Annotated in this window: 13 protein-coding genes; 3 read left to right on the plus strand and 10 right to left on the minus strand. The window is 70.2% G+C overall.

From position 1 onward, the window contains the following. Nucleotides 1–3 precede the first annotated feature (3 nt). The 3 genes from HEB94_RS22195 to HEB94_RS22205 all read right to left on the minus strand — a co-directional run bounded on the left by HEB94_RS22195 (nucleotide 4) and on the right by HEB94_RS22205 (nucleotide 2,325). On the minus strand, nucleotides 4–429 hold the full coding sequence (locus HEB94_RS22195) for a TIGR03667 family PPOX class F420-dependent oxidoreductase (RefSeq protein WP_192751677.1): 426 nt from the start codon (nucleotides 427–429) through the stop codon (nucleotides 4–6). Continuing rightward, nucleotides 429–863, minus strand: coding sequence for a CoA-binding protein (locus HEB94_RS22200; protein ID WP_192751678.1), 435 nt, complete (start codon nucleotides 861–863; stop codon nucleotides 429–431). The genes HEB94_RS22195 and HEB94_RS22200 overlap by 1 nt, the downstream gene beginning before the upstream one ends. A gap of 145 nt (nucleotides 864–1,008) precedes the next feature. Continuing rightward, nucleotides 1,009–2,325 carry a nucleotide sugar dehydrogenase gene (locus HEB94_RS22205; RefSeq protein WP_192751679.1) on the minus strand — a complete coding sequence of 439 codons (1,317 nt, stop codon included), beginning with the start codon at nucleotides 2,323–2,325 and terminating at the stop codon, nucleotides 1,009–1,011. Between the two features lie 312 nt (nucleotides 2,326–2,637). Between HEB94_RS22205 and HEB94_RS22210 the strand changes: the two genes are divergently transcribed. Beyond that, nucleotides 2,638–3,789 carry an acyl-CoA dehydrogenase family protein gene (locus HEB94_RS22210; RefSeq protein ID WP_192751680.1) on the plus strand — a complete coding sequence of 384 codons (1,152 nt, stop codon included), beginning with the start codon at nucleotides 2,638–2,640 and terminating at the stop codon, nucleotides 3,787–3,789. Nucleotides 3,790–3,961: 172 nt separating this feature from the next. Here HEB94_RS22210 and HEB94_RS22215 read toward each other — a convergent pair whose 3' ends face one another. Both HEB94_RS22215 and HEB94_RS22220 read right to left on the minus strand, forming a co-directional pair. After that, a complete protein-coding gene (locus tag HEB94_RS22215; RefSeq protein WP_192751681.1) occupies nucleotides 3,962–4,243 on the minus strand; it encodes a hypothetical protein in 282 nt (93 codons plus the stop codon). A gap of 143 nt (nucleotides 4,244–4,386) precedes the next feature. Continuing rightward, nucleotides 4,387–5,802: an LCP family protein gene (locus HEB94_RS22220; protein WP_238361595.1), complete on the minus strand. Its 1,416-nt coding sequence runs from the start codon at nucleotides 5,800–5,802 to the stop codon at nucleotides 4,387–4,389. A gap of 205 nt (nucleotides 5,803–6,007) precedes the next feature. Between HEB94_RS22220 and HEB94_RS22225 the strand changes: the two genes are divergently transcribed. Both HEB94_RS22225 and HEB94_RS22230 read left to right on the plus strand, forming a co-directional pair. After that, nucleotides 6,008–7,570 carry an LCP family protein gene (locus tag HEB94_RS22225; protein WP_337917902.1) on the plus strand — a complete coding sequence of 521 codons (1,563 nt, stop codon included), beginning with the start codon at nucleotides 6,008–6,010 and terminating at the stop codon, nucleotides 7,568–7,570. A gap of 198 nt (nucleotides 7,571–7,768) precedes the next feature. Beyond that, nucleotides 7,769–8,848 (plus strand): glycosyltransferase family 2 protein, encoded by a 1,080-nt coding sequence (locus HEB94_RS22230; RefSeq protein ID WP_337917903.1) that lies wholly within the window; start codon nucleotides 7,769–7,771, stop codon nucleotides 8,846–8,848. Between the two features lie 109 nt (nucleotides 8,849–8,957). Here the strand turns inward: HEB94_RS22230 and HEB94_RS22235 are convergent, their stop codons facing one another. The 5 genes from HEB94_RS22235 to HEB94_RS22255 form a co-directional block, all read right to left on the minus strand. Continuing rightward, the gene (locus HEB94_RS22235) at nucleotides 8,958–9,755 is read right to left on the minus strand and encodes an ATP-binding cassette domain-containing protein (RefSeq protein WP_192751683.1); all 798 of its coding nucleotides are present in this window, start codon (nucleotides 9,753–9,755) and stop codon (nucleotides 8,958–8,960) included. After that, entirely contained in the window at nucleotides 9,748–10,614 is an 867-nt protein-coding gene (locus tag HEB94_RS22240) for an ABC transporter permease (protein ID WP_337917904.1), read from the minus strand. Before HEB94_RS22240 ends, HEB94_RS22235 begins: the two co-directional genes overlap by 8 nt. Nucleotides 10,615–10,693: 79 nt before the next feature. After that, nucleotides 10,694–11,575 (minus strand): glycosyltransferase, encoded by an 882-nt coding sequence (locus tag HEB94_RS22245; protein ID WP_192751685.1) that lies wholly within the window; start codon nucleotides 11,573–11,575, stop codon nucleotides 10,694–10,696. Then, nucleotides 11,572–12,339 carry a CDP-alcohol phosphatidyltransferase family protein gene (locus HEB94_RS22250; protein WP_192751686.1) on the minus strand — a complete coding sequence of 256 codons (768 nt, stop codon included), beginning with the start codon at nucleotides 12,337–12,339 and terminating at the stop codon, nucleotides 11,572–11,574. The genes HEB94_RS22245 and HEB94_RS22250 overlap by 4 nt, the downstream gene beginning before the upstream one ends. A 75-nt stretch (nucleotides 12,340–12,414) precedes the next feature. Next, complete coding sequence (locus tag HEB94_RS22255) at nucleotides 12,415–13,470, minus strand: iron-containing alcohol dehydrogenase family protein (RefSeq protein ID WP_202896482.1); 1,056 nt, start codon at nucleotides 13,468–13,470, stop codon at nucleotides 12,415–12,417. Between the last annotated feature and the right edge of the window lie 15 nt (nucleotides 13,471–13,485).

A 13,485-nucleotide genomic window follows, 5' to 3' on the forward strand; every position in this document is an offset into this window, starting at 1 on the left:
TCCTCACGCCCACCCTCGCAGCTTCTCCAGCCTGATCCGGATCGGCACGGAGTACTCCGCGGCCAACTGCTCGTAGGTCATGCCGAGGCCCTTGATCCCCTCGGTGTACTTCTGGGCGTAGATCCGCCGCTCCTCCTCGGAGGGAAGCTCGGCCGGCGCCCGAGCCACGCCGTGCATGACCACCACGTCGCCGCCGTGGGGGTTGCTCTGGAAGTTGAGCGCCACCTGTTGGTTGCGGGCGAGGTGCCGCAACTTCGGCTTGTCAGGCTGGCTGAAGATGAGCAGTTCGGAGTTGGTCCACAAGAACCAGACCAGAGTCGGGTACGGCGTACCGGTGGAGCCGACGGTCGTGAGCCAGATCAGGGTGTCGGTCTCGAGGCGCTTCTCGACATGCGCCCCGAACTCGGTCGAGAGGTCGACGGTGGACATCAGGTGGTCTCCCCATGAGCGGTGTGTCGGCGTGGAAGTTCGATGGCCGGACAGCGGTCCATGACCATCGAGAGACCCGCGGCGGTGGTGCGGCGGTAGGCGTCCACGTCGAGGACGTCGAGCTGGAACCAAACTGCCTTGGCGCCGATCTGAACAGCTTCGTCGGCGACCGGGCCAGCCAGCTCGGAGCGGACGAACACGTCGACGCAGTCGATCGGGAACGGAACGTCGGCAAGCCGGGCGTATCCCTGCTCGCCGTGCACCGTCTCGGCCTTGGGATGAATCGGGACGATCCGCTTGCCGTAGCGCTGCAGGGTCTGCGCCACCCGGAACGCGGCTCGGGTGGGGTTGGTCGACAGGCCGACGACCGCCCAGGTGTCGCACTCGGCAAGGATGCGGTCGATGACCTGCGGATCGGTCCAGGGGTCACTCACACACCGATCATGCCGCGCCCCGCCACCAGGTGACACCCGACTTGTCCAAACCTTGGGTGCGAACTCGGTGCGAAAGGGGCATCGGACCGGTAACCGGACGACCCAGGTCGCTCAGGAGACCGGGTCGCTCAGGAGACCGGGTCGCTCAGGAGCGGCCGAGGCCGCGATAGGTCCAGCCGGCGGCCCGCCAGGTCGGGCGGTCGAGACAGTTCTGGCCGTCGACGACGTTGCGCTCGGCGACCACCTCGCCCAGCACGGCCGGGTCCAGCTCCCGGAACTCCTGCCATGCCGTCAGGTGGAGCACCACGTGAGCACCGCGGCAGGCGTCCATCACCGACTCGGCGTAGCGCAGCGTGGGGAAGGAGCGCCGGGCGTTGTCGTTGGCCTTGGGGTCGTAGACGCTGACCATCGCGCCGTGCAGGTGGATCCGGCCGGCGACGTTGAGGGCGGGGGAATCGCGGATGTCGTCGGTGTTGGGCTTGAACGCGGCACCCAGGACGGCGACCCGCTTGCCCACCCACTGGTTGCCGAGGACGTCGGCGGTCACGTCGACGACCTTCTGCCGGCGGCGGAGGTTGATCGCGTCGACCTCGCGCAGCAGGGTCAGGGTCTCCTCGGCGCCGAGTTCGCCGGCCCGGGCCATGAAGGCGCGCAGGTCCTTCGGCAGGCAGCCGCCGCCGTAACCGAGGCCGGCGTTGAGGAACTGCCGGCCGATCCGCTCGTCGTAGCCGAGGGCGTCGGCGAGCAGGGTCACGTCGGCGCCGGAGACGTCACAGAGCTCAGCCATCGCGTTGATGTAGGAGATCTTGGTGGCCAGGAAGGAGTTGGCCCCGACCTTGACCAGCTCCGCGGTGGCGTAGTCGGCGATCACGACGGGGGAGCCCGCGTCGATCACCGGCGCGAACACCTCGCGGAGGACCTTCTCGGCATGGGTGCTGGTGACGCCGAACACCACGCGGTTGGGGCGCAGGGTGTCCTCGACGGCCAGGCCCTCGCGGGTGAACTCCGGGCTCCAGGCCAGCTCGATGGAGGCACCCGGGGCCAGCTCGGCGATCCGAGCGGCCAGGCGGCTGGCGGTGCCGACCGGGACGGTCGACTTGCCGACGATCAGCGCCGGGCGGGTGAGCTTGGGGACGAGGGACTCGATCGTCGCGTCGATGTAGGACATGTCCGCGGCGTACTCACCGTCACGCTGCGGCGTACCGACGCAGATGAAGTGGACGTCCCCGAACTCCGCCGCCTCCTCGTAGGAGGTCGTGAAGCGGAGGCGGCCCGACTCGACGTGCTTGCGCAGCAGCGGCTCGAGCTCGGGCTCGAAGAACGGCACGTGACCCTCGGAGAGCGCGGTCACCTTGGCGTGGTCGACGTCGACGCCCAGCACCTCGTAGCCCAGCTCCGCCATGCAGGCGGCGTGGGTCGCACCGAGGTAACCAGTGCCGAGGACGGTGATGCGGTAAGTCACGTGCTCGAGCCTCCAGCGAGCCGGCAGGTCTACCTGTGGATTGTGCCGTGTATCTGTCCGTACGGGCGGCTGAGCCCCGCGAGCGGCAGGCTACCGCACCGAGACGGCCGAGTCCCGCTGCTGGTCGTGACGGCGTGGTCGCGTTGCGTGCGGCATCCGCGCCGGGTCCACCCCGGTCCGCCGGCCGGTCCGCAGGCCGGAACTGGTTGGCGTGACCGGGCTGGCGGAAGTTGCCTGGACGTACTATCACCGAAGTGGAACGCCGACAGCCATGCTGCCGGCGAGGAGCACGGAAGCCGCCGAGGAGGCACCGTGAACGACGTCCCGCTCTTCGCCCCCACCGAGGAACACGAGGCGATCCGTGACGCCTGTCGGGCCGTCTGCCGCGACAAGGTGGCGCCGCACGCGGCCGAGGTCGACCAGCACGCGACCTTCCCGGACGCGTCCTACGACGCGCTCCGCGCCGCCGACTTCCACGCGCCGCACATTCCCGAGGCCTTCGACGGCGTGGGTGCCGACGCGCTCGCCACCGCGATCGTCATCGAGGAGGTGGCACGCGCGTGCGCGTCGAGTTCGCTGATCCCGGCGGTCAACAAGCTCGGGACGATGCCGCTGCTGCTCGCCGGCTCCGAGGAGATCCAGCGGCGTTACCTGCCGCCCGTTGCCCGCGGTGACGCGATGTTCTCCTACTGCCTGTCCGAGCCTGATGCAGGCAGCGACGCGGCGGCGATGAAGACGCGGGCGGTGCGCGACGGTGACGGTTGGCGGCTCAACGGCGCCAAGCGATGGATCACCAACGCCGGCGTCTCCGACTACTACACCGTGTTCGCCGTCACCGACCCCGACCGTGGTTCGCGTGGGATCACGGCTTTCGTGGTGGAGAAGGCCGACGCGGGGGTGAGCTTCGGGGCCCCCGAGAAGAAGCTCGGTATCAAGGGGTCGCCGACCTGCGAGGTCTACTTCGACGACGTACACCTGCCACCTGGCCGGATGGTCGGCGCCGACGGTGAAGGCTTCAAGCTGGCCCTGCGCACCCTCGACCACACCCGGGTCACGATCGCGGCGCAGGCGGTCGGCATCGCGCAGGGCGCGCTCGACTACGCGAAGGGTTACGTCAAGGAGCGCCGGCAGTTCGGGCAGCCGGTCGCCGACTTCCAGGGCGTGCAGTTCATGCTCGCCGACATGGCCATGAAGCTCGAGGCGGCGCGTCAGCTGACCTACGTCGCGGCGGCCCGCAGCGAGCGTTCCGACGCCGACCTGACCTTCTTCGGCGCGGCCGCGAAGTGCTTCGCCTCCGACATGGCGATGGAGGTCACCACCGACGCCGTGCAACTGCTCGGCGGCTACGGCTACGTCCAGGACTACCCCGTCGAGCGAATGATGCGGGACGCCAAGATCACCCAGATCTATGAGGGAACGAACCAGATCCAGCGCGTCGTGCTCGCGCGCCACCTGCTGAAGTAGCGCATTCCCGGAGGGCCCGGCTCGCCGCCGGGGCGCGGGTTTCGCGGGCGGCCCCGGCCGCACCTCCACGGTCGGGGCCGCACCGCTTTGGGTGGGGCCACCACGCCTGGCGCGGTGGCCCGTCCGGTGGGCGCGATCCGGTGGGCGCGGTCCGGTGGGCGCGATCCGGTGGTCACCGGCCCAGCGCGTGCCGTCCGGTCGAGACGAGACCCTCGGCCCACGCGGCGTCCGGGCAGATCCAGCGCTCCCGGCACGCCGTACACCGGGCGTGCCGCAGTCGTGGCACCGGCAGCACCCGCCACCGCCAGCGCACCGTGAGGCGGGCCCGGTCAGGCCGATGGCTGCGCTCGATCTCGTGGGCGAGCGCCTCGACCCACTCGACGCCGTACTCCCGGGCGAGCGCGACCGAGCGGATCAGCGACCGAGCCGACAGTTGCGGTGCCTCAGCGGCCATGATAGTCCTCCCGACAAGTCTCGAGAGACCGGAGCGTTCCGGTCGGAGGACCTCGAGCATGCCGGTGACCAGGAGGACCACACGAGGGTCACCAGCGGACCAGCCGCGGACTTCGCGGGGGTCCTGGGCTACCAGGTCGTGCCCTAGTCGGCGGGGATCAGGCTGGGCGGGATGGGGTCGCCGTCGCGGAGCGCGTGGAAGAGCTGGAGCGCCTTGGGGCTGTCCCAGCGCACGGCGCTGCCGACCGGGGTGCTCACGCCGGGGTCGGAGATGGGAACCGTCAGCGTGCTGCCGCTCCCCGAGGAGACCGAGCGCATCGCCAGGCCGAAGCGCGCCATGTCGACGATCGTGGTCCCTTCGCCGACCGTGATGGCGTCGCCGGTCGCGAGACCCACGCGCGTGTAACGCACCGGGTTGATGATCGTCGCCGGGCTGATGGACTTCTTCATCACCGCGGACAGGAACTGCCGCTGGCGTTCGACCCGGCCGAGGTCACCCTTGGGGTCGAAGTAGCGGGCGCGCACGTAGCCGAGCGCGTTCGGACCGTTGAGGTCCTGGCAGCCCGCGGCGAGGTCGATGTGGGCCTTCTCGTCCTCGATCGCCTTGGGCAGGCACATGTTGACACCGCCCAGGCCGTCGACCACGTTGACGAAGCCGCCGAACCCGATCTCGACGTAACCGTCCATGAGCAGACCGGTGGTGTTCTCGACGGTCGCCGCGAGGAGTTGCGGACCACCGATGGAGAACGCCGCGTTGATCTTGTTGCGGCCATGACCGGGGATCGGCACATAGGAGTCGCGCGGGATCGACACGAGCGTCGGCGAGCCGCCGAGGCTCGGGACGTGCAGGATCATGATCGTGTCCGTGCGCTGTCCGGACGCGCTACCGGTGCCGAAGTCGTTGCGCTGCTCCGGGGTGAGGCCCTCCCGGCTGTCGGAACCGACGAGCAGGAAGTTGCTGCCGGCGCCGTTCTGCGGCCGGGTACCGGTCGGCTCGTAGGCCACCTTGTCCACCCGGCTCCACGCCAGCACAGGAACGCCGACGAGGACGACCAGCCAGGCGAGGACGAGCAGCAGGACGATGCGACCCCAGCGGATCCGGGAGCGCCGGCGGGGGGAGCGCGGTGGCGGCAGCAGCCGGCCGCCCGGAGGGACCCGTGGCGGAGGCTCGGAGGGCCGTCCGGTCCGCGGCGGGGGATAGTCGTCGTCGTAGCGGTCGTGTCCCGACCGCGGGTCCCGGGATCCCGGGTATACCGACTGAGGGCGGGTCGGATAGTCGGCCGCCCCCTCGTCCGGCCATGACCCGGAGCCCTGGTTGTTGCCGTACTCGTCGGACTGCGGGTAGCCGGCACCGCCTGGCGGGGGACCAGCGGGTCCCTGGCCGGGGCGCGTGGGCATCACGCGGGTCGACTCCGGCGGCTCGGCCTCGGCCCGGCGGGCTCTGGAGCGGTCCCGCGAAGGACGTGACCGTCGGGAGCCTTCGTACAGCCAGCCGTACGACGCGTCGTTGCCCGCGTCGTCAGGCTGGTCTGGTCGGTAAGGAGGGCTGCCGTTCGGCATGCAGGCACCGTACCCGTTCAACTTCAATCCAGCACGTTCGGTCAGCGTCGATCCCGCGCGTGCGGTCATCACGACTCTCGGTCGGCGTGGCGGTCCGGAGGGAGTTGTCCGGTGTGTTGGTATGGCGGCCATGACGGGGCGGCAACGGCGGCAGGGACCGATCGGACACGAGCGACGACGGCCAACACGGCCGAGCCCCGCCGCTGTGGGTGACGCGCCCGTCACCGGACTGCTGCGGACGCTCGGGCCGAACGGCGTACGGTTCCGGCGGGCGGTGTGCCTCCTGCTGATGACGCTGGTGCTGCCGGGCTCGGCCCAGCTGGTCGCGGGCAGCCGTGGGGTCGGGAAGTTCGCACTGCGGGTGGCGGCCGGCCTACTCGGTGTCGTCGCCCTCCTCGCCTTCCTGGGCCTGGTCTCCTCCCGCACCCTCATCTCCCTGCTCGCCAACCAGGCGTTCCTGCGCTGCGCGCAGATCGTCCTCGTCGTACTCGCCCTCGGTTGGCTCGCCCTCTTCATCGACGCGTGGCGGCTCGGCGACCCGCTCACTTTGCGCCAGAAGCAGCGGCTCACCTCGACCGTGACGATGGTGGTGCTCTCCGTGGTGGCGGTCAGCCTGGTGCTGACCTCGTCGCACTACGTCGGCGTGGCACGGGAGTCGATCTCCCGGATCTTCGCGGGCAGGACGGTCGTCGATCCGTACGCCGGCCGCTACAACGTGCTCCTGCTCGGAGCCGACGCGGGAGCGGACCGGGTGGGCCTGCGCCCGGACAGCATCACCCTCGTCTCGATGGACGAGAAGACCGGCCAGGCCGCGATGTTCAGCTTCCCCCGTAACCTCCAGCGGGTGCCGTTCCCGGCGGGCACGGTGATGCACAAGCAGTTCCCGAACGGCTTCGACTGCGGGGACGAGTGCCTGCTCAACGCCGTCTACACCTGGGCGACGGACCACAAGCGACTCTTCCCCGGCGTCGCCGACCCCGGCATCGTGGCGACCAAGGACGCGATCCGTGGCGTCACCGGCCTGCAGGTCAACTACTACGCCCTGGTCGACATGGGCGGCTTCCAGGAACTCGTCGACGCGGTGGGTGGCGTGACGGTCGACGTACGCGAGGACGTCCCCTTCACCGGTCCGACCGGAGCGCTCAAGGGCACCATCAAGGCCGGCGTCCAGCGACTCGACGGCTACAACGCGCTCTGGTACTCCCGCTCGCGTTCGGGCTCCAGCGACTACGACCGGATGGCGCGCCAGCGCTGCGTCATGTCGGCGATGCTGCACCAGCTCGACCCGACGACCGTGCTGCTGAAGTTCCAGGGCATCGCGAAGGCCGGGCAGCAGATCGTCTCGACCGACATCCCGGCGAGCGAACTCGACACCTTCGTCGACCTGGCGCTGCGGGCCAAGCGACAGAAGATCACCTCGGTGCAGTTCGTCCCGCCGCTGATCAAGACGGCGCGGCCGGACTACCCCGAGATCCGCGAGACCGTCCGGGCCGCCATCGACGCCTCGAAGGTGACGCCGACGCCCGCGCCGACCGGCGGGGCGGACGCGTCCGGGTCGGGTTCGTCGGACTCGGGCAGCGGCGGATCCGGAGGCAGCGCATCGGGCGGCAGCGGGTCCGGAGGCACGGACACCGCTGGAGCAGGGCAGGGATCGGCCGGATCGAGCTCCTCCTCCGGCAACTCCGCCGGGTCGACCGCGAGCCCCGGAAGCTCCGGTGACGAGGAGGATGCCGTGAGTGACCTGCGCCAGGTCTGCTCCGCGGCCTAGGGCCTCTCGCCCCGATCGAGTCCTCCCGGTGATCATGCCCCCGGGCGTCGCGGGGGTGGCGGCTCGGTAGGTTGTTCCCCTGCCTGGGAGTGCCTGACAGCCGCTCGGGCGAGGCCGCCGCGCCCAGCCCCTGAGGCTTGAGGTCCGGGGCTCCCGCGCCTGGAAGGACAGCCCGCCCTCTTCGTCGAAAGGGTCGCCGTGACGGGAAGACCGCCCTCAGCGCCGTACGACGCAGCCGGTTGGCCAGCGGTCTCGGTGGTGATGCCGGTCCTGAACGAGGAACGCCACCTGCGCACCGCGGTCTCACAGGTCCTCGCCCAGGAGTACCCCGGCCCGCTGGAGTTGGTGATGGCGGTCGGTCCGTCCAAGGACCGGACCCAGGAGATCGCCGAGGAGATCGTCGCCGGCGATTCGCGGGTGCGCCTGATCCCCAACCCGTCCGGGATCACGCCGAGCGCCCTGAACGCCGCGATCAGGGCGGCGAGGTACGACGTCATCGTCCGGGTCGACGGGCACGGCATCCTCTCGCCCGGCTACATCCGGCGTGCCGTCGAGGTGTTGGCGGAGACCGGCGCGGACAACGTGGGCGGCGTCATGGCGGCCGAGGGCGACCCGGGATTCGAGGAGGCCGCGGCCCGCGCCTACAGCACACCCCTTGGCCTTGGTGGCGGCCGGTTCCACGTCGGGGGACAGGCGGGTCCGGTCGACTCCGTCTATCTCGGGGTCTTCCGTCGCCAGACCCTCGATCGACTCGGCGGCTTCGACGACGAGTTCGAGCGGGCCCAGGACTGGGAGCTCAACCATCGGATCAGGCAGGCCGGCGGGACGGTGTGGTTCACCCCTGACCTGCGCGTGACCTACCGGCCCCGGTCCAACCTGCGCGCCCTGATCCGGCAGTTCTACCTGACCGGAAAGTGGCGGCGCGGAATCGGACGCTCGCACCCGGGTACGTTCAACGTCCGCTACCTCGCCCCGCCGCTCGCGGTCCTCGGCTGCGCCGTCGGGCTCGTGGTCGGCCTCGTCGGCGCCTTCGCGGGTCTGCCCTGGCTGCTGCTCGGGTTCGTGATCCCCGTGGTGTACGCGCTCGGAGTGATCGCCGGATCGATCCTCTTCGGCCGCGGGATGTCCCTCGCGGGGCGGCTCTGGCTGCCCGTGGTGGCCGCCACCATGCACATGACCTGGGGAGCGGGCTTCCTGGTCAGCCCGCGCTCGCTCGGCCGGCGTACGCCGAACCCGCCCTCGACCCACTCGACGCCGTCCGGTCCGTCGCCCCGATAGCTCCGTCCTGCCCTCGAGCGCCCGACCCGACCCACCGCAAAAAGTACGAAGCCGCGGCCGGATGGCCGCGGCTTCGTCGTTCTCGCGTCGCTTCTCGGGTCCTCGACGGTCAGCTCGTCGCGGCCGAGTAGGCCTTGACCACCGAGTCGGCGTCGCCGTCCATCTTGATCTCGCCCTTGTCGAGCCAGATCGCCCGGGTGCAGGTCTGGGTCACCACGTCGAGGCTGTGGCTGACCAGGAACACCGTTCCGGCCTCGTCCCGCAGCTCGCGGATGCGATCTTCGCTGCGGCGCCGGAACTCCGCGTCACCGGTGGCGAGCGCCTCGTCGATCATGAGGACGTCGTGGCTCTTCACCGCCGCGATGGCGAACCGCAGCCGTTGCTGCATGCCGGAGGAGTACGTGCGCATCGGCAGGTCGATGAACTCGCCGAGACCGCTGAACTCCACGATGTCGGCGTAGCGCTCCTTGGCCTGTGCGGGCGTGAGGCCCATGGCCAGGCAGCCGAGGATGATGTTTCGCTCGCCGGTGAGGTCGCCCATCAGTGCGGCGTTGACGCCGAGCAGCGTCGGCTGTCCGTCGGTGAACACCGCACCCCTGGTGGCCGGCAGCAGGCCGGCCACCGCGCGGAGCAGGGTGCTCTTGCCCGAGCCGTTGCGACCGATCAGGCCGATGGACTCGCCACGGTGAGCGGTGAAGGTGACACCGCGCACCGCGTGCACCTCACGCATCGCCGGTGACGCCTGGCGCCTGAGGATCCGCTTGAACGCGGCGGGTGCGTTGCCCTTGCCGGCGGTCGCGCCGTAGACGCGATAGACGATGTGCAGATCGTCCACGATGACCGTGGGCGCCTGCTCGTCGCTCTCCTTGACGCTCTGAGCCACGCGCTCGTCGATGCTCTCAGCCACGACCGTACTTCTCCTCAGCTCCCCAGAAGTACCAGAACCCTACGACGAACGCGACGACCGCCCAGCCGACAGCGAGCGGCCACGCGTAGTGGGGGGCGCCGTGCTGTTCGATGAGCGCGTCTCGGACGAGTTCGATGTAGACGGTCGTGGGGTTCGCCAACATGATGTGTTGGAGAAGCCTGTCGTGGACCCGCTCCGGGATGACGAAGAAGACACCGGAGAGGTAGAGCCAGGTCCGCAGCATGAACGGCAGCAGCTGGCTGATGTCGGGGACGGTCGAGCCGATGCGGGCGAGGATCAGGGCGAGTCCGGTGTTGAACAACGTCTGCAGCGCCAGCGCGGGGATCGCCAGCAGCCAGGTCAGGGTGATCGGCTCACCGGTGGCCAGCACGATGAGACACAGCACGAACATCGAGACCAGCATCTGCTGGAACTCGACGATGGTGGAGGAGAGCGGCAACGCCGCGCGCGGGAAGTGCAGCGCCCGGATGATGCCGAGGTTGCCTGAGATCGCGCGGGCCCCGGTGGTCACCGAGCGCGTCGTGAACGACATCACGAAGACACCGGTCACGAGGAACGCGATGAAGTTGTCGATGGTGTGCCGGGTGGCGAACAGCACGCCGAAGATGAAGTAGTAGACCGCCGCGTTCATGAGCGGCGTGAGCACCTGCCACAGCTGCCCCAGCCGGGCGCTGGAGTACATCGTCGCTGTGCGTGACGTCGCGAACGACGTGATGAAGTGGCGTCGCTGCCACACCTGTCCGACGTAGGTGAACAGCTTCGGCCGCGCCGCGCTGGGCACGAGGCCGTAGCGCGTGGCCAGCTCGGCGGGCGTCGCGGAGGTGGTCGTGGTGCTCACAGTTGCCTCCCGTGACGCACCGAGCTCATGCCGACGAGGGTACGACATGGCCAGTCGGTGACTGGTTGCTGCCAATCGGTCATACCAGAGGAGGCCTTCCCAAACGGGTCATTCGCCACACTGTGCGCCATGCGATCGGTTTACGCCGACCACAAGGGGTGCGGACACCTTCCAACAAACCGCTCGACCAGGCACTCAGCCCGGAGAGCGTACGCGTACGGGCAATGGTCAACACCACCCAGGTCGCCAGATAGGCAACGGCGACCGGGAGCGGAAGGTTTCGTTTGGCCAGCCAGACGCGGTTTCGGGCGTTCAGCCGGAAGTATGTCGAATGCCGCGTGGGCGACGTCGCCGGGTGGCACAGGACGCAGCTCGCGTCGTAGACGATGCGCCAGCCGGCGTCCAGCGCCCGCCAGGCGAGGTCGGTCTCCTCGTGGGCGTAGAAGAACGCCGCCGGGAACTCCCCGACCTCGTCGAAGACCGATCGCCGGATCGCGGCCGCGCCGCCCAGGAAGGTCGTGACCTCCGAGGACTCGTGTGGGTCGCCGACCCGCACGCGAGGGACGTGCCGGCGCTGGGTGGCACCGGACTCGGGATCCGCGATCCGGAACGACACGATGCCGAGGCGGGGATCGTCGTCGAAGAGGTGCCGCAGGCGTTGGGCCGTGGTCGGGTAGGGCAGGAAGCCGTCGTCGTCAAGGAACAGGATCGCGTCGGCGTTCGCGACCTCCAGGCCGGCGTTGCGGCCGCCCGGGATGCCCACGTTGGTGGGCAGCGCGACGACCTTCACGTCGTTCGGAACCTCCGGCGAGGGCACGCCGTTGGCGACCACGATGACCTCGATCGGGTCGCCAACCTGGTCCCGCACGCTGTGGATGGCCCGCTCCAGCCCTTCCGGGCGGTCACCCATGGTGAGGAAGACACAGGCGAGCCGGAACGGCGTGTCGTCGACATCGGTCACGCAAGCCGCCTCGACACCAGGACGCTGATCAGGTGCAGCACCACCTGGACGGCGGCGACGACGGCCACCGCGACGGTGAGGACGTGGGTCGCGAGGAGGTCGCCCCGCACCGCGTCGACGATCGCCGCCACCACGATGATCAGAGACAGCTCGATCGCGAGGATGAGTCGGTAGAAGCGGAGTACCAGCGCGGCCCGGCGAGCCTTGGCCAGCGCCGAGGTACGCGGCTCCACGTCGTCCTCGGTCACCGCGGACCGCCCGCTGCGGGCGCGGGCGATGTCGACGAGGTCGGTCTCGGCCTTGATCAGGATGGCGCCGAGCGCCGCCGCCAGGCCGAGGACGGCGTAACCGGTGGGCTCGACCCCGGCGGCCCGGAAACCCAGGCCGACCAGCAGGGCGGCCTCGCAGAGGTAGTGGCCCACCCGGTCGAGGTAGACGCCGGTGACACTGGTCCGGCCGGTGTAGCGCGCGACCTCGCCGTCGCTGCAGTCCAGCAGGAGGTAGAGCTGGACCAGGACCGCGGCCAGGATCGCCCCGGTCAAACCCGGGATGAGCAGGGCGAATCCGGCTGCGACGCCGGCGAGGATCATCAGCCCGGTGAGCTGGTTGGGGGACAGGCGTAGGACCAGGAAGAACCTGGTGGCGTACAGGGAGATCCGCCGCATGTACAGGCGTCCGGCCCAGTGCTCGCCGCTACGGCGTTCGAGGAGACCGGGCGGGTGCGCCTTGGCGCGCAGCTCAGCGATCGACGGCAGGGAAGTCATGGGGTACGTCCGATCTCCTCACCTGTGCGTGGCTGGCTGGTCTGGCGCGCTCGCGCGCTGGTCCGGAACGCATGATTATCCGGTCTGGACCTGCTGGGCGTACCCCCGCACCGCCGCTGCCACCGCGTCCTTGTCCAGGTCGCGGTGTTCCAGGATCGTGAACCTACCTGGCCGCGTGTCCGGAGCCCGGACCACGGCCGCTGTGAACTCCTCCCAGGTGAAGCCCAACTCGGTGGGAGTGACCGGCAGCCCGTGCCGGCTCAGGCAGCGGGTGATGAGGTCACCGCGCGCTCGGCCCTGCGGATCGTCCCACAGGGTGGACGCGAACGCCGCACCGACACCGACCTGCTCGCCGTGGGCGCCGGCGCGCCCGGGATAGAGCAGGTCGAGCGCGTGGGAGATCTCGTGGCAGGCGCCGCTGCAGGGCCGGGTGGACCCGGCCACGACCATCGCGACCCCCGACAGGACCAGCCCTTCGGCGAGGCAGCGGAGGAAGTCGTCGTCGGCGAGCGTCCCCGGATGGTGCAGCACGGCCTCGGCCGCGGTGCGGGCGAACGCCATGGCGAGTCCGTCGACCGCCTCGCCATGGAGGCTGTGGGCGAGTTCCCAGTCGGCGATCGCGGACAGGTTGGACGCGACCTCGCCGATGCCGGCCCGCACCGACCGCCGCGGCGCCTGGCGTACGACGTCGAGGTCGACCACGACGGCGAGGGGCGCGGCTACGCCGTAGGAGCCGCGCCCCGCGTCGTTGTCGAGGATGCTGACCGGCGAGCCGATCCCGTCGTGGGCGAGGTTGGTGGCGACCGCGACCATCGGGAGTCCGACCCGGGCGGCGGCGAACTTCGTGGCGTCGAGGACCTTGCCGCCGCCGATACCGACGATCGCGTCGTAGGAGCCACCTCGGACCTGCCCGGCGAGCTCGAGGGCGGCGTCGACGGTCCCGGCGGTCACGGTGTAGAAGTCGGCCTCGCGCAGGAAGGGCCGCACCCGCGCGGCCAGCTCGGCCCCTGACCGGGGTCCGAGCGCGACGGCCACCCGGCCGGCGGTCGAGATGCGCTGGTCGGCCAGCAGGTCGGCGAGGTCGGTGATGGCGCCGCGGCGTACGTCGACCACCACCGGCGTCGGAATCATCCGGGCGAGCAGGGG

This window comes from Actinopolymorpha pittospori, from assembly GCF_014873875.1.
In the GTDB taxonomy this organism is placed as follows: domain Bacteria; phylum Actinomycetota; class Actinomycetes; order Propionibacteriales; family Actinopolymorphaceae; genus Actinopolymorpha; species Actinopolymorpha pittospori.